Raw genomic sequence first — 23,804 nt, 5'->3', positions numbered from 1 at the left:
AGTGCTGCCGCTTTGAAATCAGAATCGCAAGTAGTACATTAGCTCAGAGATCAACTGAGGGTTTAGAGAAAGACGCTGTTGGAAATTGGCAAGATTACGATAAGCGCCCAACTCATGACGATTTTGTACAATCGCTCTGGCAAGAAATAAGTCAACTGCTGGGATTTTCGTGAGTTGTTCTACCGTTGCTGTATTTGGGTTGATTGGCTGAGGTGTTAAAAGACTCTCCGCGTCGTAATAGCAAAAACTCAGAATCGGCTGTAACGGCATAAGCCGCTGTACGGGTACACTCAGAGCTGCCGCTAAGTCTTCCATACAGCAAAACTGAACACCTGCCTTAGTGAGTTCAAAAAGCGATCGCGCTTGATGAATTGATAGTCCTGGTAATCTTAGCCAATCATCGACACTTGCTTGATTAACATCAATTTTGATGCCTAGTGCTGCGGCTACCGCAATTTCTTCTGCTGATTTCAGCCGATAGTAGGGGTCGCTCTGGAGCCGCGTCCGGATGGCTTGCCAATTTGGATTAAGTCGAGCAGCAGGAGTGAGCCAGTCAAACAGTGCCATTTTCCTCATGCAATACGGTCAAGTAATTGGCGACGCTTTTGCTCAAACTCATATTCTGACATCAAGCCATCCTGGCGTAGGCTATCTAGCTGTCGGAGGGCATCTGCGATCGCTCCCACCTGCGCTGGGTCAACTCCCACCGATTGAGTCTGTACCGACGCACCTGCGGGAATTACATTCAGATTAAAATTACGGTCAAACTCATCTTGACCTTGTGCCAAGTACCAAAATCCTTCAATTACACTAGCGACCTTAGGAATGGGTGTCCAGCAAAGTAGCAAATACAACATTCCCCAAAGTGGCTGCCCCAAATAAAACTTGTGGAATCCAGCGATCGGTACCACTGCCCCACTAAAGGCTAAGATTGCCGCAAGTTTTCGATTTTTTGGCTTGCTCAACATATTTGCTCCGACCCGTGATGTAGCTCTGTTTGCAGAAAGAATCAGCGATTCATTTTTCTATGATATTGACTTACGCTGTTTGTCGTAGAAGCGGTAATGACTTTATTCGTTCGTGACCAAGCGAACCTAAACAGTCCCTCTTGCCTTTGTTGCGTTGGAGAGCATCTCCCCCTCCTGTAGTAATACGGAAAACCGAATTATACGGAAGCTTTACGCTCCACTAAAATGTGACTATGACGACGCAGTAGTACAACCTACTTGGTTGATGAGGAGCAATGGGGTTCTTTGATTCGGAAATCGTACAACAAGAAGCCAAGCAGCTGTTTGAAGATTATCAGTCTCTAATCCAGTTGGGAGGCAGCTACGGCAAGTTTGACCTCGAAGGGAAAAAAATCTTTATCGAGCAGATGGAATCCATGATGGAGCGCTATCGCATTTTTATGAAGCGCTTTGAGTTGTCTGACGACTTTATGGCACAGATGACTGTGGAACAACTTAATACACAGCTTGGTCAATTTGGCATGACGCCTCAGCAAATGTTCGACCAGATGAACATGACTCTGAAGCGGATGAAGTCAGAGATAGAAAAGCAACCTTAGCGATCGCCGATCAGTAGTCTATCCATTATTCGTCCTTGAGTGACAGGTCAATAAAACGGCACCGATGACAAGTGACGAGGAGGAAAAGCTTGTCGTAGGGTTTTGCTGGATGCTTTGAGGAAAACAAGGGCTGTTTTTCCTACTCATGATTAGGGAATTTCGACAAATCAGGTAGACAGCCGTGCTACCAGAACTTGCTATTGATAACCTTGTCCAGAAACTAGAAGTTCTACAACCCACTGAATCTTAAGGGATGCAGTGGATATTAATACTTAAAAAGAGACTCTTGTTAAAAATAATAAACGGAGCAGAAAGAATTTTTTCTAAGATGACTTGTGTAAAAGTTACACACAAAGCTCATAATAATCTGTGACTCTCAACTGTCGTTTGTATCCAATCCAGAACGCCGGAAGCTTACTGTAGAGGTAAATCGTAGCATCTACCGCAGGATAGGACTAAATAAACCATTGACTTTCTTCACAAATTCTTCACACTGAATTTAAGAAATCTACTAAGTCTTAAAAATCATAACTGTACACCATTATTGATACTAGCTGACTGAGGGGAGGTTCACTCCCATCTTCCCTGCCTTCCCTAAAGTTATCTATACTTTATTTGAGTTCTGAACGGCGTACCCTTATGGAAACAAGAGGGTGTTTTCAGGCGCTCGTGCATTTAATTTGCTATGTGAAGCCAGTTAATTTTAAGAAAAAGCAACGGACGCGAATCGTAAGAGTTTACCTTGTTCCCTTGCTTCTTCCCCTGTAACTGAATGCTGTAATAGCCCATTTGAAGGCACAACCGCTTATAAGCTGTTCTCACCCCAAAGATGGGCAGCTATGTGCTGACTCTACATATTACTAGACCTAACAGGAGTGCATTAGTTCATGCCAAACTACAAATCAGTTGATGATTACACACAAAGAAAAGCTCGTTTAAAAGCCGTTCAAGACGCCCAGGCAAAACTTCCAGAGGTGAAAGCTAAGGTAGAGCGTTTAAGGAAATTGCACTCTGAGCTTTGCAAAAAATGTGGTGATAGCGGTAGTGTCCGACAGCAGCTAGAGGATGCTGAAAATTCTTTAGAAGAACTACAAAAGGTTTTAAAACAGCCCGTCAGTTCATAAAATAACAGCGCACAGCCTAGTATTAGAGCTGTGCGCTGTTTAAACCTCCAAAGCTTGGCAACTCAACACGCCATGAAAATCACGTCTCAAGAAATTCCTTTGTTCAATTTATAAATTTCTGGTAGTTGCCACCAAGGAACATGAGGATACTCGTGATGTTCTTGATGGTAGCCAAAGTGATAACAGGTTATAAATGACCAGAAAACTGGTAATTGATTGCTTTTAGCACGACAAGCGTTCGTGTAGCCTTCTTTGGGTTCTTTGTGAGGCAGGAAGCTACCAAAGTAAAATAGCTGTACTGAACTCAAAATAGAGGGTATTACCCAAAATAATGTAAGATTGGCATCTGGAATATGTAGGGTGTGTGTAACGAGATTAAAGATTGCCATCAATCCTAAAAGTCTTGTCCAGCTCCAGTACTCCGTTGTGAATTGCCAATACCAGGCGAAAAAGTTTTTGTGATTGCCATCATGATAATCGGGGTCGAGTTCACTGGCAGGATGGTTATGATGTTGCCAATGCTTTTCTGATAATTTCTTAAACGAAAACAGGGCATAAACTAGAGCAGCTACTGAACCGACGAAGTTATTAATTTTTCGGTTTTTTGGAAATATGACTCCATGCATGGCATCATGAGTTGTGACAAACAAACCTGTATAGACAAAGGTTTGCCAAATCATGGCTGACACTATCCAATAAACTGGAAGCTTATCAACATCTAAGGAGACTAAAAAGATTAAGCTAATTGCCCAAATGGCAAGGATTGAAAGAGCAACTAAAAGCCCGTAATTTGTATCTTCACTTCTCGCTATTCGTGTAGATTCTGCTTGCAGTAGAGGTACGTGGTCAAGTTCGATCATTCGTTTACTAAGGCGTAACGTTGTCGTGAAGATTTGTAACGTTACAAATCGTAACACTATTTATCTTCTCACAAATGCTACCAAGGCATAATCATTCCTTTGAGATAAATCTGCAAAAATCAAATGATTTCGCCAATTTGTCGCAAGGAGTAGGCAGAGATTCTTGCAATCCCCTATTAATAAAGCTCGTATTTGAGGAGGGTACAGGCGATCGCACCATTGTACACAGGTATCCGGCGAGAGGCTCTTAGCCCCACCCGTTTTGCCAATTCCTTATTCCCAGTCAAAACAAATGCAGTCCAACCTTTAAAGCGTTGCTTAAGGACATCACCAAGTAGTTTGTAAAGTTCGCCCAGTTCTTTAGCCTCTCCCAGACGTTCCCCATAGGGAGGATTGCAGATAAGAACTCCACTGTCGGCTGGTGCTTCTAGCTGTGATAGTTCCCTTTGAGTAAAGGTGACTTGATCAGCAACACCACATTGTTGAGCATTGGTGCGGGCTTGACTGATGATATCAGCATCGCGATCGCTTCCTAAAATGGGGGCATTGAGTTCCGGCAATTCGCTTTCATTCGCTTCCCTGAGCAACTCATCCCACAACGCTTCGTCAAAATCCAGCCACTTCTCAAAGGCAAACTGCTGACGAAATAACCCAGGCGCAATGTTTAACGCTTTTAAACTAGCCTCTAGGGGTAGGGTGCCAGAACCACACAATGGGTCTAAAAATGGTTGACTTGGCTCCCACTCAGCCATTTCCAAAAGCGCAGCGGCAAGCGTTTCTTTAAGAGGAGCAAGTCCAACAGCAGGGCGATACCCCCGACGATGCAGGCTTGTACCCGAACTATCTAAACTTAGAATGCAACGGTTTTCATGGATGTGGGCGTTGACCAACACATCAGGATTTTCGGTATCAATGCTAGAGCGTTGGTCAAATTGGCGACGCTGTTGATCAACGATCGCATTTTTGACTTGTAGCGCTGTAAAGTGAGTGTGATTGAGTTTCTGATTGCCCCCTGTTGCATTTACTGCTAGGGTTTGGTGAAGTTGGAGGTACTGCTCCCAATTGATTTTTTGGACTTCTTGGTAAAGGCGATCGGCATCTGGACAGGGGAATTCCCGCAGCGTCACTAACACACGGAAAATGGTTCTCGCCCAGAGATTCACGCGATAGAGTAATGCCACGTCACCCACAAAATGCACCCCAGTGAAATCAGGACGTACTTGTGTCGCACCCAGACGTTTCAGTTCTTGGGCAGCAATTGGTTCTAGTCCACGGGCAACCGTAGCAAAGTAGTGGTTCATTCGTTGTAGGCGATCGCGCTATGCTTATTAACCTATTCCAAGGCTGTAATCAAAATTGCCTTCCCCTACATTCTCACGAAGCGTCTTGAGAATGTTGTTGGGGTCGTCATAGGGGCCACTGACGTAAAAGGGCTTGCCATTACGACCACACTGGATTTTCAGTTTTCCACTCCACTCACCTAAATGCGATCGCGATTTCTCAAAATCAGGATGAGGCTTAAACCCTAACTGCCCCGCATAATTTATTGCGCTGAAAACTAATGCTTGGGCTTGTTCTAGAGTAATTTTCTGTGTTTCTTCAGCAAAGCCACGATACACAGCATCTATGAATTGTAGATACTTCATCCGATTCATCTGGCGTGGACCAATGGTATCTTTAACACCCAGACACCATAAATCCAGCATATACGTGCAGACAGTTAAACGATTGTAACCAACTTGTCGGGTGACTGAAACAATCGCTAACCCACCGTTCATGTCCTCGTCTGATTCTGGCTCTTGGGTAGCGCTATTTTCCAGAAATTTCTCAGCACAACTAGCATTCACTAGGCACTCCACTACTGGATTTAGTTCTCCTGTAGCTGCACGGGTAAGTGTTGTTTGCTCAGCTTGTTCTTTAATTGCCACACTTACCTCAGCCACCTTCAATCCCAACTTTCGGGCAATTTGCTTGGGTGTCAGCTTCTGAACTCGTAAATTGATAATTTCTTGCTGTTGTTCTGGTGTCATCGGTTTCTCCTAACCGTTTATTCTCATGCGTAGAGTTTAAAAGTTGTTCTATCTCTAGTGCTGAGCGAGTTTTACAATAAATTGGCGCAATATTTAGCTCGAACTTAACTAATCAATGTCAGATTCCCTCAGACTCCCTCAAAAATTTATGCTCCTTGGTTCAGGAGAACTCGGCAAAGAATTTGTGATTGCGGCTCAACGACTGGGCAATTATGTTGTTGCTGTTGACCGTTATGAGAATGCTCCAGCCATGCAAGTCGCTGATTGCTCAGAAGTTATTTCTATGCTAAGTGCTGAGGATTTGGAACGAGTTGTTACCAAACATCAGCCAGATTTCATTATTCCAGAAATTGAAGCCATCAGAACTGAGAAACTGCTGGAATTTGAGCAAAGAGGAATCACGGTAATTCCTACAGCGATGGCTACTAACTACACAATGAACCGAGACAAAATTAGAGAATTGGCGCATCACCAGTTAGGCATCAGAACGGCTAACTATGCTTATGCAACGACTTTGGATGAGCTAATCGAGGTTTCTCAAAAAATCGGTTTTCCGAATGTTGTCAAACCCGTGATGTCCTCCTCTGGCAAAGGTCAATCGACTGTTAATTCTCAAGCTGAAGTAGAAAGGGCATGGAATTATGCCATAGAAGGGTCAAGGGGCGATAGTCAAAAGATTATTGTTGAAGAGTTTATTCAATTTGAGTTAGAGATTACTTTACTCACCATTAAGCAGTGGAATGCACCGACAATATTCTGTCCAGCGATTGGGCATCGTCAAGAACGAGGGGATTATCAAGAGTCCTGGCAACCTGTAGCAATTTTTGAAAAACTGATTCGAGAAGCAGAGGCGATCGCAAAAAAAGTTACTGATGCTTTAGGTGGTGCTGGAATCTTCGGAGTAGAGTTTTTTCTCACTAAAGATGAAGTAATTTTTTCTGAACTTTCTCCCCGACCTCATGATACAGGCATGGTCACTCTAATCTCTCAAAACCTTAATGAATTTGAGTTACATCTCAGAGCTATTTTAAGCTTACCCATTCCTAAGATTGAACAACTCGGAGCTTCTGCTAGTGCTGTAATCTTAGCCAAAGATTATTCGGATTCAATTGCGTTTGAAGGTGTAGCTGAGGCTTTGTCAGAACCCGATGTCGATTTAAGATTATTTGGTAAGCCAGATTCCCGCCCGTTCCGGAGAATGGGAGTCGCTTTAGCTAAGGGAAACGATACACAAGAAGCCAGGGAAAAAGCAAGTAGAGCAGCCAACAAAATAAAGATTGTGAGTTAATCTAACCTGTGGTTTTGCTTGGAGCGATCGCACTAGTGCGGTGCGGCAAAAATAACCCACCAGTCTAGACCGCTTCTGGGTAGCCTTCATACTTCCACTCAAACGGTTTAGCCAGGGTTAGGTTGAAATATTCGATAAATGCCAAAATGCGATCTGCGCTAGCCTTCGGCAACGCCAAGGGCGAACGCAGCAGCGCTTCGCTATCACTTAAATCTTGAGTGGAAGTGAATCTCCCCCATCTCCCCAATTTCTCTAACGACAATAAATTAGTCCTGCTTACCAAGCAGGGCTGGGGAGTTCTTCAATCATCCGGGATTCGTCGGGAGGAAGCGTCTTTCGCAGACGGTTCTGTGTACTCACAAAACACATTGAGTCCAATTTTAAGAATGTAAAGGACAACAACAGTTGCGATCGCTCTTTCAAGTGGAAAGCCATTAGTGGCTGCCACCCCTACCAAAGAGACAATCAACCCCGTAAGCAATGGTACACTCCTGGGATTCTTGTTGTAATCCGAGACTTGAGCGCGAAACCCCTCATTCCCACAGACTGCCTCTCGTAGTTGCTTGAGTGTTATCTGCAACAACGACTTGCCCTCCGGCATATCCGGTAGGCTTCCGAATTTCTCGCTGTAGATCTCATTCAACGAGTCATCAAAACTACCGTTATTTTTGTCCAGAATAGTCAGAACCTCTTGTGCTGGGTCATCGTTTGGGAATATCTCCCGATAATCATTAATTTCAGCCGTGCTTAATTGAGCAGCCATAGTAAGATTGGTTGTTTGAGTAAGCGATGTTCCCTAACCCTATCTTCAGCGATAGAGACTGTTATGTCTCAAAGTCATCTAGAGAGAAGTCCGGCATATCCGGCGGAACAACAACACAATCAACCGTCACCTTATGGCTTTCTCGTTGGCTGTAGATATCAACTGCGATCGCCTCAAACCGGATTTCTGTCGTGCCAAATGGGATAAGCAACTGAGTCATCGCCTCCAGATTTCCTGCACCGTCTGGTAACAAATCCACCAACCAACGGGGGCCATCCAAAAGCGATCGGCTTTGTCGATCTTGCAGCCACAGCTTGATACACAGCCGCGTCGGATGAGGCGGTAACTTGATACGGATAATTACAGGTTCTCCAGCCGCCAACTCAGTCGAAGGGACGAAGAGGACAGGGGCTGGCAATGGCGACTCCAACTCCTGCGGGGAAAGCGGTTCCGGTTTCGGTTCAGAACTAACCACCTCTGTCGGATAAGCCATTCCTGAAGCATCATGCTTGACTTCTGGTTGTTGAGTTAATTCTTCTTCGTCTTCTACAACAATTTCTTGAGCCGTCCAGTCTATTGGCTCAACCTCTACCAAAGGTGGCTCAGCTAATTCCTCCGCTTCTGAAGCCGTCTCCTCTTCAAAATTTGGTGGTTGTAGTTGGTCTACCTCCGCAGGGACATTCCCAACCTCGTCAGAACCTTCCCACATCGATTCATCAAAATCAGCCAGTAGCCCATCAGAATTCGGCTGTTCTGTGACTTCAAGGTTGTCAGCGAGTGGAGTGTCATTTTGTGGTGGTACGTCCTCCTCATCCGTTGGAGGATGAGACGGCGATAGCTCAAATTTCAGCCATTCCGATAATTCAGCATCGGCTGCCAGAGAATTCAGCCGCAACCAGAAACGGTCTTGTAGGTTCAAGGCTTGAAAAGCACTATCCACAGTCGTAGAGTCATTGGCAGCAGGTGCCTCAGTGGATTTCTCTAATTCTGGCGCGTCCGACTCACTCTCCTGGGAATCAACATCTGGCGTAACAGTAGCTGGCACATCAATTGTCTCTGAGGTATCTAACTGAGAATTTGTCAATGCTGAAGGCTCAAGCGTTTCAGTTACCTCTGGAGTATCTAGCCCGGAATCTATTACAGAAACGGAGGAATCTGACCAGGCGATCGCATCCCAGGTACTCGCTGAAGAATCTGCCACAACGATATCGTCCTCAGACGTTCCCTCCTCAAATAGTTGTCCAACGTCCTGGAGTGAAGCAGCTTGCTCCAAAGCCTCAACTGGCTCAGGAACACTTAGGGCAACGGGTGGCACCTTGGGGAGTTTAGGCAGTTGCAAAAATTTTGAGGCTTTGGGAGTAGGTGCAAATTTCTCAGGTGCAGATTTGTTAAGTTGTGGCGGTAGGGGCTGTCGAGATGCTGGCTGCAAGGATATAGGCTGATGGCTTTTAGGAGCATCTACCAAGTCAAGTAATGCCTGATTGAGCGGTGGTGGTGCGGGTTCGGACAACTCTTCCTGAAGTTCTTCTGCAGCAGCAAGCTTGTTAGAGAGAACTAGCATTTTCGCGACAGGCATTGCCTTACTCGCCGGGATAATTGCTCCGAGTAGCTCATCCAAATCAGCCGTCACACTAAACGGTTGACTTGCCAAAGCCCTTGAACTTGACCCATAAAGTACAGCTTTTCCTAATATCAGGCGAGTATTGCAGTCTGGCGGAATCTCTAGAGTATGGCGAAACGCTAACGGTAACTCCTGTTCCGGTAAGGGTTGTTCGACATTGAGCAAAACTTGTAGGGTTTGAGGGTCACGCAATTCATAACGCAGGGTGCCATGAAAAATAGAGTTCAAGGGACTCGACTGCTCACCGTTACTGAGCTGATTGACTTCCAACGCATCCACTTGCCCCGTAATCGTCAAAGGCTCACCCCGTCTCGCCACTAAAGCGTCTTCGTTAAGGGTTAACATTACCCCTTGCTCATTGACAACCTCTTCTGAGAAGTCGGCATCAGGCGTTTCTGATGTCTCCTGACTAGAAGGCTCAGGTCGGTCAAATTCTTGCAAGACTGGCTCAAGCACCTGCTGGAGAATTTGCTCCAGCATTTGCAGCGACTGGTCTAAAATCGGGTTTGCCGCCGCTGTCACCTCTGCTGGATTGTTGCTGGCTGCTACTGGGGTTTCTGGATTGTTGTTTCGCTCAACTGGATGAAGGGGAATTATTTTGTCTGTTGTGGTGGCTAGCTTAGCCTCATTAAGTTGGGGAGTGGGGACTGAATCGACCTCAGAAATTAGAGAGGTTAAATCCTCCATCAATTGATCCATCTCAAGGTCTAGCTGTTCTTCCGTAAATTGTTCCTGATTCGCCCCTAAAGCCTTGGTTTCCTCCATTATCTCATCTTGGTTATTGGAAAGGGCTGAGGCTACGGGAGTAAGCGGACTAACCTCGGTTTCGATAGGGATAGGTTCAACAACTTGGTCAAAGTCAGAAGTCGTCGTCTGTTGGAGAGTGGGGAAAGCCTTTTGTGCCAAGATTGAAACGGGGCTAGGCTCTGCTATGTCCTGCTGACTGGCTTCGCTACCGTTTAGACTTGTGATTTCGTTACTCTCCCTTAGCTCCTGATTCTCTTTCTCCGACAGATGGTTAGAGGGAGAATTGGCAACCAGTTCTGCTTGGGTGATGTCTGTTATTGGTGCTACAGATTCAGGAACTTGTAATACTTCGCTGGCTTTGGGTAAGACTTCTAAACGAACCGCTTTCTTCCAGGATTTACCCAGCAAGTCGGACATAATATCACCACAGCAACGTAACTCCCACGACCCTGGTTTAAGGTACGTGAAGGGAATTACAACCATTAACCCTTCTGGATTGGTACGACGCGATCGCTTCTGAAACCGTCGCTTGGGTGGGTCTTCTTCGGTACACTCATGCATCACGCAAATTTCCACATCAGTATTGGTGCAGCTTGAGTGAGCCACTACCCGATACCGACCCGCTTCAATTTTAAATTTTGGCGACTTAATGGGACGCCAAGAGCGATCGCCTTCTTTCTGGAGTAGAAATTCCCAATAATCCATAGTTGTTAGTGGTTCTTCTCGTAGCCATTAGTTTAGACGTTGGAAGGTGCTGCCGCCCTTGAACCTAATATCATCTAACGTCCTTTATGAAAATAGGCAAGGGCGGAAGATTTTCATCTTCGATGGCGGCAATTTTCCCATACGCCTGTAATTTAATTTCTTAAGTTTAATGTCTACCAGAAGATCGTTGACTAACAACTAATCAGCTTGTTGAATGTGAGCAATCTTGCGGCGTAAATCCTCGGCTTTTTCCAGCAAGTCAGCTTGTGCGATCGCTTCCTGTTCCTTAGACTTCAGCCACTTCAAATTCACTGTTTGTTGCTCTGCTTCAGCATCACCCAAAACCAAGCAAGCGACTGCACCACTGCGATCGGCTCGTTTAAACTGCTTACCAAAGGCACTCCCACTCAAGTCCAGTTCTACAGCAAACCCAGCCTGACGAAGCTTTTGCGCCAGTTTCAGCGCTTGTGATTCTGCCGCTTCGCCTTTCGAGACGACATAAAAATCGAGGGCTTGGCGCGACGGTTGCGAGAGTTGTTGCAACAATAGTATCAAACGCTCTAGACCAATCGCCCAACCGACAGCAGGTGTTTTTGCTCCACCCAATTCCTCTACCAATCCATCGTAGCGACCGCCACCACAAACTGTTGCCTGCGCTCCCAAGTCATCAGACTGGATTTCAAAGGCGGTGTGGGTGTAGTAGTCTAAACCTCGTACTAAGCGAGGGTTGAGCTTATAACTAATTCCTAAATCACTCAGTAACTGCTTTACCTGCTCAAAGTGACGCTTAGAATCTGAGCCAAGGTAGTCCAAAATACTTGGAGCATTAGCTGCAATTTCTTGAGTACGTTTATCCTTGCTGTCTAATATCCGCATCGGATTACGAGTTAGACGCTCCTGAGAGTCTTTATCTAACTCATCCTTGTAAGGTGTTAGATAGTTGACTAGCGCTTCTCGATACTGCTGTCGGTCTTCTGGATTTCCAACGGAGTTGAGGTCTAAATTCAAGTTAGAAAGTCCCAACGTTTTCAGGATATCAGTGGCGATCGCAATCACTTCAGCATCTGCCCGTGGGTCAGCACTACCAATTACCTCTACCCCTAGTTGGTGAAATTGCCGCTGACGACCCGCTTGAGGTCTTTCGTAACGAAACATCGGACCTGTGTACCAAAGGCGTTGTACACCTCCGGCTGCATAAAGACTATTTTCGATAAAGGCTCGGACTACTCCGGCTGTCCCTTCTGGTCTTAGTGTCACAGAACGGGGTGGGGTAGCGCGGTCATTGAAGGTGTACATTTCCTTCCCAACCACGTCTGTCGCTTCCCCAATCCCCCGTTCAAATAACTCTGTTCGCTCAAAAATCGGGGGACGAATTTCCTGATAAGCCGCCCTCGTGAGAATCTGCCGTGCGATCGCTTCGACGTGCTGCCAATACCCAACTTCGTTTGGCAGTATGTCTCGTGTTCCTGGTAAAGCCTGAATCGAACCCATTAAATTTTCGCTTCCAATCTACATCTCACGGCACGACTTCAGTCGTTACGTCTTCCCAAGCACCATAGCGATTTTGATAATACGCCAAAATTTGGTTCACCCGTTCTTGATTCTCTAAATCAACAGCCTCGGTGTACTGAATCAACAAGCCACCAATCTGACTGTCTTTGTAGTCAAACTGCTGTGATGTCTGAGGAATCAACTCGGCTTCCACCCCTGTGACTTGCCGTAAATGAGCCGCCACCTCCCGATATATTGCCAAGGGTAACCCAGGACAACGGATTTGCGATCGCCTTTGAAGCTGCTCATTAGGCGATCGCGGCTGTTCGTTCACTCCCTGCTGCACGCTCTAAACTCCTACATCCAAGCTTTACAGGTAGTACTCACACTTGAGACTAAACATTCGGTCGAACAACTGGCGGGGGTGGAGGTAAAGCGGCACTCGGTGACCCTGCTCCTTCAGCAGCCTCTACTGGGGCTTCTCCAACTGCTCTGCCAACCTCAATACCGTATTGCTCCAAAATCACCACCGGAGTAGGACCACGATTCAGTTCAATCCGCTTGACTAACACCTGTCCATTGGCTAACCGCTGTCCTGCTTGCACGTAACGGCTAGTTGGCTCATTCGGTACTTGCACAATGGCATTAGTCCGACCTCCAGCTTGAACAACTCCTGTTACTGCAATCGCCCGTGCAATTTCTGGTTCTGGTAACGGCGGCAATTCTGGTACTAATCCTGGCAGAGTTGGAGGTGGGGGAGGCAAAATAGGATTGCCATTTGCATTATTAGGACGACCTGGCGTAGCGGTAGGACGGCTAGTTGCTGGAGTTCTTGGTGCCGGTCGAGTCGTGCGAGGGACAACATTTCCTCTGGATGCAGTTGTTCCCCCTCTAGCTGTTCCCCCTCCAGATGTTCTTGGTTGATTCGTCCCGGTATTTCCACCACCACCGGGGCGTGGAAGTTGGGGAAGTACAGGCACGGGTCTAGCGGTAGAGCCACCCCGACCCTGACCAGTTTGCGTTACTTCTACTTGCGGTTGCACTGGAACTACCGCAAATGGATCAGTCCGCCCTTTAGGAATCTGACCAATTCGTACTTCTGCTGGTAGAGATGGAACTAAGCCTGTCACGGCTGGCGCACTTCCCGGTTGCCTGGGTGCTACAGGATTAGCAAATGGTGTTGCGGCAGGTGAGGGTGAGGGTTGAGCAGTACGTTGGCGGCGAACAGGCGATGGGCTAGGTGTGATCTCACTAACATCCTCACCTTCGTTCCCTGCTGGGCAGCCCCCGATGAATAGAGCCACACCCACTAACACAAATAATGAAGCTTTACGCATTAATCCCTCCCCCCAACCTTTATTACCAAGGCTGTCGAAATTACCCTATCAGAAATCGATCAATCAGCAGATATGTCAATAATCTATTATAGCTTTGTCGTGTTTAAGGAATAGTTGCTTTACTCTTATTCCTTTTCCTTACCGTTTAAGTGTCAAGAGCGAAATGCTAAGTTGAATGCCTATTAGCTTGGTAAAAGCTGTGCTAAATAACTCCAACTAATCAACTATCAAAATGTAGGGTTTTTGTGCGATCGCTTATGTGAGTTAGCACTTACCAAACCTGGTGATACGGTGACTGGCTGTACCCTAGTGGCTAGAATCCAAGGATGAGTTGCACCGTCTTTCAATTTTAACGTTCGCTTCCAACCATTAACTTTTTCAGTGAATCCAGTCCTTTTTTAACGCGACGGGAAACCGTTACAACACTGATGTCCAATCGTTCAGCCACTTCTTTTTGAGTTAGGTCGTGTAAAAACACGAATTCTAAAACATCACGGGTACGCTGTTCCAAGTGGGCTAAAGCCTGTTGTAGACGAATTTGGTCTTCTTGCGCTAACTGGAAACTCCGATAGCGAGGATCGGGGACAAGTTCGCCTAAGCTAGTGGAGCCTTCGTCTGCATCCCCAATCGGTGTATCTAAACTTAGAGGTTCCCTGTTTTGATGAGCTAGCTTGATTTCTTGCCATTCCGCCAGAGAGATATCTAAAGCTGCTGCTATTTCAGAATCTGTTGGTTGTCGATTAAACTTACCCCGTAGGTTTTGGGTAACTTCCACAGACTGCTGTCGTAGTGCTAGCCAACGTCGCGGGATACGAACTGAACAACCGCGATCGCGTAAGTAGTGCTGAATCTCGCCACGAATGTAAGGAATGGCGAACGAACTAAAAGCGCTTCCCTTGGTTATGTCAAATCGCTCAACGGCGCGAATTAGACCAATACAGCCAACTTGAAGTAAATCTTCATAGCTCTCACTACACTGATTAACCCAGTGGTGAGCCTCTTTCCTAACCAGTCCGAAGTTGAGATGAACTAGTTGATTGCGGATCTTAGCACAATTGCCTAATTGGTACTCTCGCAACAACCGTAGACTTTCGTGCTTCAGTTCATGGGTGACAGGAGTGGACATAGCATTAATTGGGTGGTAGAGCACAGTCTGATCAAAGACTCTTTTTCTAGTAGGAGTCCTCTTTAAAGGTAGTCGCTGTGATTTGGAACACAGCCATTAGCTATTTTGCACCCATGAAATGACGGACTTAAGCCGGGAAAAGATTGACGGCTTTTTAAAGTCTTCAATCCTATAACTAGTAGAGATGCTGTTTGACTAATCTTAACATTCAATCAAGATTTATTAAAACCGCAATTTCACTGACTTGAGTCCTAATAAAAACGGTATTTTTACTGAAACAGTCTTATCGCTCCCCAACGCTTACTGGTGGTTCTTACAGCGATAGAAGAACAAGCTAATTACCATATAGCGGTTAACCGAGATTGTCAATAGCCATAGATTATAAAGTGGTTGAAACCACCAAAAGAGTGATTGTCGGTCTTTTGTGACCTCTAGGAGTGAGATTATTTGAAGCACCGAGCCTTCTTGCAAAACTGTTGAGTTGAGGTACGAAAACTACATGAAATAAGGCTCAATTTATTCTCTCTACAGAGTGATTAGCAAGCGTTACCTTAACTAAGTTTCCTATTGAAGGTCTGTGCAATAAAAAAGGGGCATTTGCCCCAGTTTGACTATTTTTTTAAGCAGCCAGTCAGCGCGTTACTCACCAAGGGAGTTAAACAGCGCTAAACTCTACACTTGTTCGGGTTCAATTCGACCATAAAAGATACCTCGAATTAGTACTTCTTTTGGCTCAGCCGCACCTAAGTCAGTATCTGAGGGCTGTTCGCTCTCAAACGTACCAGCAATTTCTCCAGTACGGCTATCGACCTTGGCGACTTGCAGGGAGATAGAACCAGGGATAGTTTCCACCCGCTTAACATTGGCACGAGTTAAGTCTTCCCGGTCAGCTTGAGAGGGAAGGGCGATCGCATTGTCGTATCCAGATGCCACACCACGACCCTTCGGATCGAGGAAAACAGCGCCCCGGTAAGAGGGGACTTGAAACTCGCCTTCAAAGTCTGTAGAGGTGTTGATGCTGTCTAGACCCGATTGAGTCTTGGCAACTAGGTTTTTAATCGTGAACAGGAATGGTACTCGTTCACCACCCGGCAACTGTACTGTAATCGGTTGAAAGTCTAAACCATCTTTTTCAATAAAGGTTAGGCTTCCATCTCCACCAACTTTTAAGTCTCCTCGAACTTGGTCAAGGCTAGACGTGTACCGTGTCAACAACTTGCCTGGAATAAATTCTGCCACTTGCCGCTTATTGGCAGGCTCTTCCTTGACAAAGAAGGTCGTTGGCTGTAGACACACATCCAGCAGTACATAGGACTGTCCGGAATCTAAGGGAATAGAACCGCGAGTGGTTTCTGCCAGTTGTGGACAGTTATTCGCAAGTCCAGTATTTCTAATCTGGTCATAGGTTAATTTCTCAGTGCTGGTCGCATTAGCTGAACCATCACTACAAGCTGTTAGCACTCCTAAGCACAAAGCCAGGAAGGCAACAATGAAAGCGCGATACCTCATGGTCAACCTCAATCGTCAATCTCTAGATCTGAAAATTTCTGTTAGGGTTTTGCTATGAATTGGGTTCCAATGAATCGGAGTGAAACAACTGCTGTCCTCAAGACGCCGACAAGAGATGCCCACAATTCACTTTCTACCCATGCTATATTTTGGGGCACACGAATACTTTCGGTTAGCGCATACGTTCAGTTGAACTGCTGCGATAATTGAGCAACGTTCTTAGAATGGCACCGAATGCGTGAGCCTCTGTTCTTCTAAGAAAGCATTGTACACGGGAAGGGTCGCCTTTACTCGCTTGACTTAGCTCTCCCAAAGCCTCAGCTAACTTTATAAGTCAATCTTAATTTCTGTGAAATTGATCGCATGAACGGTGACAAAGATTTGGAGTCGCGGCAATTACAGGTCAAACTGCAAGCCATTACTGCCGATATTCGGACTTTAGCCGATAGCCATCAGGGTAACACTCTAGCGTTGCTATCTTTACTTCGGGCTTTGGAGCATTCACATCGGGAGATTCGAGAAAACCTGTTTCAAGCCTCGCTGCCAGATAATCGACAGGCGCTTTATTCCCTCTTAAGAGATATTGAGGAAACGGGAGGCTGGCCGTACATCGATCGAATGAAGCTGCAATTGCTCTTGTGCAATCTTCTTTTGGAAGCAGAGCCAGAAGTGTTGACGACTGACGTGAGCAAAGAGGGATGAGCTTCTTGAGCAGGGGAGACTCTTAGGGAACTCTATAAATAATCAGTAACGTCAGTTAGCACGAGCAAGACAGTGGGCATCACAAGTGCTAAGATGCTGCCGTTGGTCTTGAAAGTTTAGAAAAACAGTACCTTTTTGTGATACCGGTTGCCGTGCAATCAATTAAATTTGGGACAGACGGCTGGCGAGGGCTAATTGCCGCCGATTTCACGTTTGAGCGCCTCGCTTTGGTCGCACCTGTGGCTGCAAAAGTCTTGGCGGACGTTTATGGTGATTCCACGGGTAGCAACACGCTAATTGTGGGTTACGACCGACGCTTCATGGCAGAAGATTTTGCCAAAAAGACAGCAGAGGTTGTGACAGCGGCTGGATTTGATGTCCTGTTCTCAGAGAGTTATGCTCCGACTCCCGCATTTAGCTGGGCAGCGAAGCAACAAAACGCTCTAGGAGCTTTGGTTCTCACAGCAAGCCACAATCCTGGAGGCTACCTGGGATTAAAAGTAAAAGGAGCGTTTGGTGGGTCAGTTGCCCCAGAAATTACTCAGCAGATTGAAGCTCAACTAGATTGGGAACCGTCCTCAGTTACAAAACCTGGAAGTCTTCAGACATTTAACCCCTGGTTGAGTTACTGCGAGGCACTGCGGGCAAAAGTCGATCTAGCTCAAATTCAGGAGGTGATTCGACAAGGAAAGCTGACTGTCTATGCTGATGTGATGCATGGGGCAGCAGCAGGTGGTTTAGAACAAATATTGGGTGTTCCGATTCAGGAAATAAATAGTTCACGCGACCCTTTATTTGGTGGTGGTGCCCCAGAACCATTGCCGAAGTATCTTTCTCAGCTATTCCGGGTAATGCGAACTCATCGGCGTAAAGAAGGTACGGAGTTGGCAGTGGGGCTGGTGTTTGATGGTGATAGCGATCGCATTGCTGCTGTCGATGGCGAGGGGAACTTCCTAAGCTCTCAAATTCTCATCCCTATTTTGCTCGAACATCTAGCAGAACGGCGTCACTTTACTGGTGAACTTGTCAAAACGATTAGTGGTTCAGACTTGTTTCCGCGTGTAGCTGCCTTGTATCAGTTGCCAGTCTACGAGACTCCTATTGGCTACAAGTACATTGCTGATCGGATGTTAACAACTCCCGTCTTGCTAGGTGGCGAAGAGTCGGGAGGAATTGGTTATGGGAACCATATTCCAGAACGAGATGCTTTGCTTTCAGCACTGTACATTTTAGAAGCGATCGCCCAATCAGGACTCGATCTGAGTGACCTCTACAAACGCCTCCAGGAGCGCACAGGCTATTTCTCTGCCTATGACCGTATTGATTTACATCTGTCGGGGATGGACGTGAGAGCGCGGTTGCTGGAACAATTACAAACTCAGCCCTTAACCGAAATTGCTGGGCAGTCGGTGGTAGATTGTCAGACGACGGACGGATATAAATTCCGTTTAGCTAATGACAGTTGGCTGCTGATTCGTTTTAGTGGCACTGAACCTGTATTGCGACTGTACTGCGAAGCTGCCACTCCTGAGGAGGCACGTCGCACCCTCAACTGGGCGAAGGATTGGGCAAATTCTGTATGATTTGTCTTTAGTCATTAGTGATTTAGTTGAATACAGGGCAACTATCAACCAAGAATTAACAACCAACGACTAATGACTAAACTTGTTGTAGCGACAGGAAATCCTGGGAAGTTGCGGGAAATGCAGCTCTACTTGGAAGCTTTGGGGTGGGATTTACAGCTAAAGCCACCTGAATTGGAGATTGAGGAAACGGGTAATACATTTACCGAGAATGCTTGCCTAAAAGCGTCAGAGGTGGCGAAGGCAACTGGAGAATGGGCGATCGCAGATGATTCCGGTTTACAAGTTGATGCCCTCAATGGGGCACCAGGGGTTTACTCAGCACGTTACGGTAAAACAGACTCAGAGCGGATTGAGCGGCTGTTAGGGGAACTTGGCAATGAGCTGAATCGGGAAGCGCAGTTTGTTTGTGTTGTAGCGATCGCACATCCTGATGGTGCGATCGCTCTCCAAGCAGAAGGTATCTGCCGGGGTGAAATCTTACGCGCTCCTCGTGGAACGGGTGGCTTCGGCTACGACCCAATTTTTTATCTACCAGAGCCAGGGTTGACGTTTGCCGAGATGAAGCCGGAGATGAAGCGGCAATATAGTCATCGCGGCAAAGCCTTTGAATCTCTACTGCCTCAGTTGAGCCAGTTGGCTTAGTCTTGGCTGATGCTGTGGATATAACCAAGCAGCGCTAGAAGCTGAGGCACTAACTAGGGATAGTACCTCAGCTTCAGTAATTGGGATGAGATTAGTTAAACAGCTTCCAGATTCTTTTCTCCTGTCCGAATCCGAATGACCTGATCGACAGGACTGATGAAAATCTTGCCATCACCGATTTCACCCGTTCGAGCAGCGGCAATGATTTTTTCTACCACCATGTCAACCTGATTGTCCTCGATCACAATTTCTACCTTGAGCTTTTGTAGGAACTCAACGGTGTACTCAGAACCACGATAGCGTTCAGTCTGACCTTTCTGGCGTCCAAATCCCCGGACTTCAGAAACTGTCATTCCCACAATACCAGCGTTGACCAAAGCGATTTTCACTTCGTCTAGCTTAAATGGACGGATAATTGCTTCTACCTTCTTCAAGGTCTTAGCTCCTCACTAATTTGTCTATCTATGCTTTGTAGAACAAGCATGACATTTTCTAGCACCGTCAAGTGCGAAAGTTTTGTAACTGCTGTTACAGTTTGTTTTAGGGAGCGATCGCCTTGGTGTTATACCTGGAGAGTCGCTAGGCTGATTTTCCTAATCTAGCGCTCCCCTATAAACAGCAAATCGAGTACTCTCCTTTATCTTGGCAATCTCATTGGGTGAACCCTCTATTGTGTATTGATCCAAGATAGACAAATCCTTACGAGTACCCACGGATTGAATACAAGCGGCAGCAATCTGGAGACCTTTTACGGTAGGATTGAACGCAAGCCAGCAATCTACAATGGTTAAAGCTCGGCTTTTTGAAACGTGCCGTTTTTCAAATTTGTCTAGCCAGTTAGTAACTCGCCATACACCGTTTTCCTTTGCTGCCAACTCATCCAGTTCTTGAAGTAGGTCATCATTGGATGGGTAATACTCCTTTCTATGGCTTTCATTAAGTTTGGTAGCAAGGTATTTCTGACCCCATTCAGGAACCCCAAGTTGTTGACAAATTTGCTCTAATAGCCATAGTTCACATTCATCTAGGTAATTCAGGTATGGCACCAGTCTTTCTAAATGCTGTACAGTCAGATAATCCTTCTTTTTATGAATCGAACAACCGAAGGTAACACTGATACCTTTAAAGACGGATACATGACCCAGACATCGGTTAATACTGAATGTAGCTAGATTTATACATCTAGATGTACCAATATACAGAGCAGCTTGGATAAATGGAGGACTATAACCTAGATATGCCCAATACTTTTCTAGAAGCATTTCTGCATCTTTTAAGGGAATCAGAGTAAGTAAGTTTGATAATGTGTAGTGTTCATCTAACCAACCACCTGAAAAATCTGTTGGAATGTTATCCTTAAATGATTCTAAGTAAGATTCTGCTGCGGTCATAACCTCATCACACCACACCTGATGAGCAAACTGCAACCAGCAAGTATGCATTGCTATAAGAGGGAGAATCTCCTTGACAACGGTTTGATCTCCTAGTTCTATACGCTTTTCCAATGCCTTGTAGAAAAAGGTTGAATTAGATTGTACAGCTTTTAAGTCTTGAAGCTGGTTATTATCAGCGCTTTCAATCCATAGATCAAATGCTTTCTGCTTCAAAAAATCCTCACTTTCTAGGCTTTGCCACAAAATTCTGAGTCGCTCCATAGAAGTTTGTGATAATTTCTGTCTATTTGAATTGGCAGAACGGATACGAACCCAGAGGGATGCGAAGATATGTGCCCAGTGTGATAATTCGTCAGAATCTGTTTCAACTCTTTGGATGTCAGCTACAGTTTTTAAAAGCCACTCAAGGACATCTGGGTGTTCAATAGCAATAGGAAGAAATATATTAGCGATTGACCAGTGCAAAGATTTGTGGACATTGCACTGAGCAATAAAGTAGTTTATCACTTCATCATTGAGTCCATATACCAACGTCCAACAGAAAATGCCATATAAATCTTTTTCATCAGATAACCCCGCCCAATACGTCACCAGTGGGTCTAGTAGTTTTTTAAACTCAGTACTACAACATTGAATGACAGCCCAAATCGCTGCAGGAAGAACAAATGTCTTGTCTGTCGCAAGTTGCCAACACGTCTCGATATCATCTTCTAGCTCAGGAAAACCTAAAAAACCTGCTAATGTCAGAGCACCATCCCGCAATTCATCAGTAGCATCATACGATTTCAGAATTTGCCTGAGTTCTATCAGAAGTTTCTCTTTATGATGGTGTTTTGCTTGTTCCAGTATCTGCTCGCGTAGGCTATCTTTACAAGAAGGTACAAAATAATATCGATTTTTTTCATAGATGCAGTAGCGAACACCACTGACAGTACAACCATTTCGGAGACGAGCTAGAAGAACAGGTCGGTAAGCAGGGAATTTTTTAGTTATTTCTAGCACTGCCGAAGAGTTTGTTTCTCGCAAGCTCCAACATATTGCATCAAGAACTGATTCTGGAACAGAGCCAGTTGTGGCACTGCTATTTGCCCATTCTTTAACTTCTTCGATGATTGCTTGATGATAATCAGTGGTGGGAGTGCCAAAGCACCGTGTTGCTTCCACTAAGGCTAAGGGAAGCTGATTTCGCAGTTCTCTCAGAAACACCTTACTTTGTGGAGAACGTGCGATCGCTCGACCAATTATTTCTGCATAGAATGGCTCATATAGAATGTCTAAATCTAGATTAGTGTCTGTCAGTATCTCAATCATGCTCTCCACTAGAAGAGTCTGTTGGATGCGATCATGACGAAAAATAAACTTTTTTTCTGGCGTTAATCGGCATAATTTCTCATGTCTGGTTAACTCCCTCAATGCAGTCAACTCATCGGGAGATTCCCTGAACCAGTTCCGAATCTCTTTCCACTTTGGAAAGAGCCTCCGGTTCTTTAGCATGAAAGTGGCTAGGCTAGATAAAGCGTCTCGATACTCGATTTCTAGAAGGGTGCCTGGACTAGAAGATACTTGTTTAATGGCAGTCTTGATAAATCGCTCAACAACGTTTTCAGTTAGACTATTTAACTCACAGGGCTGAGTGCTTGATAATAGTGAAGCAAACAAGCCAATAAGGATAGGGTCGTTTCCCAGACTTGTAGCTAAGGAAATAGCTTCTGTATTTGTGATTTCCATACCAGCGTCGGATGTAGTGGTTTGAACAGCGACCATGCCCTCTGCTGAAGTCATAGAGCTAATGAAGACGTTATTGACCCAGGCTGTCTCATTTAAATCACGGCTTATAGACCCCAAAATCTGAGACCATACAGGACATATAACAAAGTACGGTGAGAATGACGATGGTAAATCAGATGGCTCTGACTGCTTTGGTTTAGACCAGTTAACGAGGTTTTCCACTTGTCTTGTAGGGTTATTCGCTCGGTTCACATCGTCAACAATTAGCAGCAGTCGTGAACCCTCTGGGATAATTCGCAGTGCAACTCTCCCGGCATCAGGTAGCAAACTTGGATAAAGGTCTCGTAAAACTCTATCAATGGCGGTTTCTAGGGAGGTACATTCCCTAAGCCATTCGTCAGATACCCACAAACCATATCCGCCAGAGCCTAAGTGCTTTTTTAATATTTGATAAGCCGCCGCACTTTTGCCAGAGCCAGATTCACCAATAAGGAGCTGAATTGTGTATGTGTTAGTATGCGTCCCTTTTTCAATCTGGCTTTCAATCTCACGGTAAACCCAACTATTAGGACTCGTTAGGAATTGCTTTTCGTAATTGGCTAAACTCTGCTCACAAAGCCTACCTAGCAGAGACTCAGATAACATTTGAGCCTCAATATGAAGGTGCTCCTTACGAAGCCAGTGACCTTCAGGAGTAGAATCTAAAAAGTCAACTAATCGTGATTGCTCCCAGATATCAACATCAACTCCAAGTTCTGCTGCCTTCTTGTACACCTTGTTTAAAAGTTCAACTCCTTTAGATAAATGCTGGTTTGTAGTCAAGATGACTGTAAATTTAGCATCAGGAAAATCTTTTCTAACTTTTTGGGCTTCACGACCAGCTTTCAATAAGTCGCCATCTTTACTTTCAGAAACGTTAGTGCTTTTAGCAGTGCTGTGGTCGTACAGCCACTTTTTCTCTAGCCCGTCTCTATCTGTAGTGGTGTGTTCCACAACTATGAAGCGAGGAGGAACACTTTCAGGAACTCGACAAAATCCGTCTAATGGCGACCTGATTGTTTCCCCTTGAGCATTGATACCAGTATGTATAATAGCTGCGTAATCTCTGTTATCTTTACGAAGTACTGAAGTTACTAAAAGCTCGAACTTTGCGCGATCAGTTATTTTTTCGAGTTCTTCTGCTGTCTTCAAGTGCCTATCGCCTTCTCAAAGCATATTTCCCTGATTCTAGACATTGTTCGGGCAGCGCCGCGAATCGATGTCAAATCGCAACTGAGTGATACCACTCAATTCAGTATTTAGATCCGATTCGTCATAATCGAAAATCACAATCCCTTTTTGGGATAAAATATCCATAAAATCCAGCCGATTCATTCCTGCTAATTCAGCCGCTTTACCCAAGGAGAGTTTTTTTTCTTGAAAATAAGCGATCGCTTTTAGATAGTCTGCCTCTAACGGCTTATCTCTAATAGCAGTGGTCGGCTGTTAGGAAAGCTGGCAACCTAAATTTATAACAAATATAAAATCATAAACCCACATTCCGCCCTTTGAGTGTCACAAGCAGATAATTTAGTGGAGCGCAAT

General features: G+C 45.4%; 22 protein-coding genes. 6 read left to right on the top strand and 16 right to left on the bottom strand.

Annotated elements, in window-relative coordinates:
• Window positions 1–18: 18 nt before the first annotated feature.
• Both AC5JL3_RS07615 and AC5JL3_RS07610 read right to left on the bottom strand, forming a co-directional pair.
• The gene (locus AC5JL3_RS07615) at window positions 19–567 is read right to left on the bottom strand and encodes a helix-hairpin-helix domain-containing protein (protein WP_496073908.1); all 549 of its coding nucleotides are present in this window, start codon (window positions 565–567) and stop codon (window positions 19–21) included.
• Window positions 568–572: 5 nt separating this feature from the next.
• Window positions 573–968, bottom strand: a complete 396-nt coding sequence (locus tag AC5JL3_RS07610; RefSeq protein ID WP_496073907.1) for an NINE protein — start codon at window positions 966–968, stop codon at window positions 573–575.
• A 275-nt stretch (window positions 969–1,243) separates the two neighbouring features.
• Between AC5JL3_RS07610 and AC5JL3_RS07605 the strand changes: the two genes are divergently transcribed.
• Both AC5JL3_RS07605 and AC5JL3_RS07600 read left to right on the top strand, forming a co-directional pair.
• Window positions 1,244–1,567, top strand: a complete 324-nt coding sequence (locus AC5JL3_RS07605; RefSeq protein ID WP_192220622.1) for a DUF1825 family protein — start codon at window positions 1,244–1,246, stop codon at window positions 1,565–1,567.
• A gap of 887 nt (window positions 1,568–2,454) precedes the next feature.
• On the top strand, window positions 2,455–2,691 hold the full coding sequence (locus AC5JL3_RS07600) for a hypothetical protein (RefSeq protein ID WP_348259542.1): 237 nt from the start codon (window positions 2,455–2,457) through the stop codon (window positions 2,689–2,691).
• A gap of 86 nt (window positions 2,692–2,777) precedes the next feature.
• Here AC5JL3_RS07600 and crtW read toward each other — a convergent pair whose 3' ends face one another.
• From crtW to AC5JL3_RS07585, 3 genes are all read right to left on the bottom strand, one after another.
• Entirely contained in the window at window positions 2,778–3,608 is an 831-nt protein-coding gene (crtW, locus tag AC5JL3_RS07595; RefSeq protein WP_496073906.1) for a beta-carotene ketolase CrtW, read from the bottom strand.
• A gap of 119 nt (window positions 3,609–3,727) precedes the next feature.
• Window positions 3,728–4,852 (bottom strand): THUMP domain-containing class I SAM-dependent RNA methyltransferase, encoded by a 1,125-nt coding sequence (locus AC5JL3_RS07590; RefSeq protein WP_496073905.1) that lies wholly within the window; start codon window positions 4,850–4,852, stop codon window positions 3,728–3,730.
• 27 nt (window positions 4,853–4,879) lie between these two features.
• Window positions 4,880–5,581 carry a DNA-binding response regulator gene (locus AC5JL3_RS07585; protein ID WP_496073904.1) on the bottom strand — a complete coding sequence of 234 codons (702 nt, stop codon included), beginning with the start codon at window positions 5,579–5,581 and terminating at the stop codon, window positions 4,880–4,882.
• 115 nt (window positions 5,582–5,696) lie between these two features.
• On the opposite strand from AC5JL3_RS07585, the gene purT reads away from it, so the two are divergent.
• The gene (purT, locus tag AC5JL3_RS07580; RefSeq protein WP_496073903.1) at window positions 5,697–6,869 is read left to right on the top strand and encodes a formate-dependent phosphoribosylglycinamide formyltransferase; all 1,173 of its coding nucleotides are present in this window, start codon (window positions 5,697–5,699) and stop codon (window positions 6,867–6,869) included.
• Window positions 6,870–6,933: 64 nt separating this feature from the next.
• On the opposite strand, the gene AC5JL3_RS07575 is transcribed toward purT, so the two are convergent.
• From AC5JL3_RS07575 to AC5JL3_RS07540, 8 genes are all read right to left on the bottom strand, one after another.
• Window positions 6,934–7,131, bottom strand: a complete 198-nt coding sequence (locus tag AC5JL3_RS07575; RefSeq protein ID WP_496073902.1) for a hypothetical protein — start codon at window positions 7,129–7,131, stop codon at window positions 6,934–6,936.
• Between the two features lie 39 nt (window positions 7,132–7,170).
• On the bottom strand, window positions 7,171–7,632 hold the full coding sequence (locus AC5JL3_RS07570; RefSeq protein ID WP_496073901.1) for a hypothetical protein: 462 nt from the start codon (window positions 7,630–7,632) through the stop codon (window positions 7,171–7,173).
• Window positions 7,633–7,693: 61 nt separating this feature from the next.
• On the bottom strand, window positions 7,694–10,705 hold the full coding sequence (locus tag AC5JL3_RS07565; RefSeq protein WP_496073900.1) for a hypothetical protein: 3,012 nt from the start codon (window positions 10,703–10,705) through the stop codon (window positions 7,694–7,696).
• A gap of 198 nt (window positions 10,706–10,903) precedes the next feature.
• Window positions 10,904–12,196: a histidine--tRNA ligase gene (hisS, locus tag AC5JL3_RS07560; RefSeq protein ID WP_496073899.1), complete on the bottom strand. Its 1,293-nt coding sequence runs from the start codon at window positions 12,194–12,196 to the stop codon at window positions 10,904–10,906.
• Between the two features lie 25 nt (window positions 12,197–12,221).
• Window positions 12,222–12,542, bottom strand: a complete 321-nt coding sequence (locus AC5JL3_RS07555; protein WP_496073898.1) for a hypothetical protein — start codon at window positions 12,540–12,542, stop codon at window positions 12,222–12,224.
• Window positions 12,543–12,591: 49 nt separating this feature from the next.
• Window positions 12,592–13,533 (bottom strand): hypothetical protein, encoded by a 942-nt coding sequence (locus tag AC5JL3_RS07550; protein WP_496073897.1) that lies wholly within the window; start codon window positions 13,531–13,533, stop codon window positions 12,592–12,594.
• Between the two features lie 349 nt (window positions 13,534–13,882).
• Window positions 13,883–14,659, bottom strand: a complete 777-nt coding sequence (locus AC5JL3_RS07545; RefSeq protein ID WP_496073896.1) for an RNA polymerase sigma factor SigF — start codon at window positions 14,657–14,659, stop codon at window positions 13,883–13,885.
• Window positions 14,660–15,331: 672 nt separating this feature from the next.
• The gene (locus tag AC5JL3_RS07540; protein WP_496073895.1) at window positions 15,332–16,168 is read right to left on the bottom strand and encodes a photosystem II manganese-stabilizing polypeptide; all 837 of its coding nucleotides are present in this window, start codon (window positions 16,166–16,168) and stop codon (window positions 15,332–15,334) included.
• A 363-nt stretch (window positions 16,169–16,531) separates the two neighbouring features.
• Between AC5JL3_RS07540 and AC5JL3_RS07535 the strand changes: the two genes are divergently transcribed.
• From AC5JL3_RS07535 to rdgB, 3 genes are all read left to right on the top strand, one after another.
• Window positions 16,532–16,870, top strand: a complete 339-nt coding sequence (locus AC5JL3_RS07535) for a hypothetical protein (RefSeq protein WP_496073894.1) — start codon at window positions 16,532–16,534, stop codon at window positions 16,868–16,870.
• A gap of 152 nt (window positions 16,871–17,022) precedes the next feature.
• Window positions 17,023–18,453, top strand: a complete 1,431-nt coding sequence (locus AC5JL3_RS07530) for a phosphoglucomutase/phosphomannomutase family protein (RefSeq protein WP_496073893.1) — start codon at window positions 17,023–17,025, stop codon at window positions 18,451–18,453.
• A gap of 72 nt (window positions 18,454–18,525) precedes the next feature.
• The gene (gene rdgB, locus AC5JL3_RS07525) at window positions 18,526–19,098 is read left to right on the top strand and encodes an RdgB/HAM1 family non-canonical purine NTP pyrophosphatase (RefSeq protein ID WP_496073892.1); all 573 of its coding nucleotides are present in this window, start codon (window positions 18,526–18,528) and stop codon (window positions 19,096–19,098) included.
• 95 nt (window positions 19,099–19,193) lie between these two features.
• Here rdgB and AC5JL3_RS07520 read toward each other — a convergent pair whose 3' ends face one another.
• The 3 genes from AC5JL3_RS07520 to AC5JL3_RS07510 form a co-directional block, all read right to left on the bottom strand.
• A complete protein-coding gene (locus tag AC5JL3_RS07520) occupies window positions 19,194–19,532 on the bottom strand; it encodes a P-II family nitrogen regulator (protein ID WP_192220638.1) in 339 nt (112 codons plus the stop codon).
• A gap of 159 nt (window positions 19,533–19,691) precedes the next feature.
• Window positions 19,692–23,411 carry a hypothetical protein gene (locus AC5JL3_RS07515; RefSeq protein ID WP_496073891.1) on the bottom strand — a complete coding sequence of 1,240 codons (3,720 nt, stop codon included), beginning with the start codon at window positions 23,409–23,411 and terminating at the stop codon, window positions 19,692–19,694.
• Between the two features lie 36 nt (window positions 23,412–23,447).
• The gene (locus AC5JL3_RS07510; protein WP_496073951.1) at window positions 23,448–23,651 is read right to left on the bottom strand and encodes a UPF0175 family protein; all 204 of its coding nucleotides are present in this window, start codon (window positions 23,649–23,651) and stop codon (window positions 23,448–23,450) included.
• Window positions 23,652–23,804 lie beyond the last annotated feature (153 nt).

Source organism: Symplocastrum torsivum, assembly GCF_059505465.1.
The sequence above is the reverse complement of the archived record's forward strand: the minus strand, read 5'-3'. Positions and strand labels throughout refer to the sequence as shown.

What these genes read in the sequence shown, in the direction of transcription:
- purT (WP_496073903.1), top strand. Translation starts at nt 5,697, where the DNA reads ATGTCAGATTCCCTCAGACTCCCTCAAAAATTTATGCTCCTTGGTTCA.
- AC5JL3_RS07570 (WP_496073901.1), bottom strand. Translation starts at nt 7,632, where the DNA reads ATGGCTGCTCAATTAAGCACGGCTGAAATTAATGATTATCGGGAGATA.
- AC5JL3_RS07605 (WP_192220622.1), top strand. Translation starts at nt 1,244, where the DNA reads ATGGGGTTCTTTGATTCGGAAATCGTACAACAAGAAGCCAAGCAGCTG.
- hisS (WP_496073899.1), bottom strand. Translation starts at nt 12,196, where the DNA reads ATGGGTTCGATTCAGGCTTTACCAGGAACACGAGACATACTGCCAAAC.
- AC5JL3_RS07550 (WP_496073897.1), bottom strand. Translation starts at nt 13,533, where the DNA reads ATGCGTAAAGCTTCATTATTTGTGTTAGTGGGTGTGGCTCTATTCATC.
- AC5JL3_RS07600 (WP_348259542.1), top strand. Translation starts at nt 2,455, where the DNA reads ATGCCAAACTACAAATCAGTTGATGATTACACACAAAGAAAAGCTCGT.
- AC5JL3_RS07590 (WP_496073905.1), bottom strand. Translation starts at nt 4,852, where the DNA reads ATGAACCACTACTTTGCTACGGTTGCCCGTGGACTAGAACCAATTGCT.
- AC5JL3_RS07545 (WP_496073896.1), bottom strand. Translation starts at nt 14,659, where the DNA reads ATGTCCACTCCTGTCACCCATGAACTGAAGCACGAAAGTCTACGGTTG.
- AC5JL3_RS07540 (WP_496073895.1), bottom strand. Translation starts at nt 16,168, where the DNA reads ATGAGGTATCGCGCTTTCATTGTTGCCTTCCTGGCTTTGTGCTTAGGA.
- AC5JL3_RS07615 (WP_496073908.1), bottom strand. Translation starts at nt 567, where the DNA reads ATGGCACTGTTTGACTGGCTCACTCCTGCTGCTCGACTTAATCCAAAT.
- AC5JL3_RS07535 (WP_496073894.1), top strand. Translation starts at nt 16,532, where the DNA reads ATGAACGGTGACAAAGATTTGGAGTCGCGGCAATTACAGGTCAAACTG.
- rdgB (WP_496073892.1), top strand. Translation starts at nt 18,526, where the DNA reads ATGACTAAACTTGTTGTAGCGACAGGAAATCCTGGGAAGTTGCGGGAA.
- AC5JL3_RS07585 (WP_496073904.1), bottom strand. Translation starts at nt 5,581, where the DNA reads ATGACACCAGAACAACAGCAAGAAATTATCAATTTACGAGTTCAGAAG.
- AC5JL3_RS07565 (WP_496073900.1), bottom strand. Translation starts at nt 10,705, where the DNA reads ATGGATTATTGGGAATTTCTACTCCAGAAAGAAGGCGATCGCTCTTGG.
- AC5JL3_RS07610 (WP_496073907.1), bottom strand. Translation starts at nt 968, where the DNA reads ATGTTGAGCAAGCCAAAAAATCGAAAACTTGCGGCAATCTTAGCCTTT.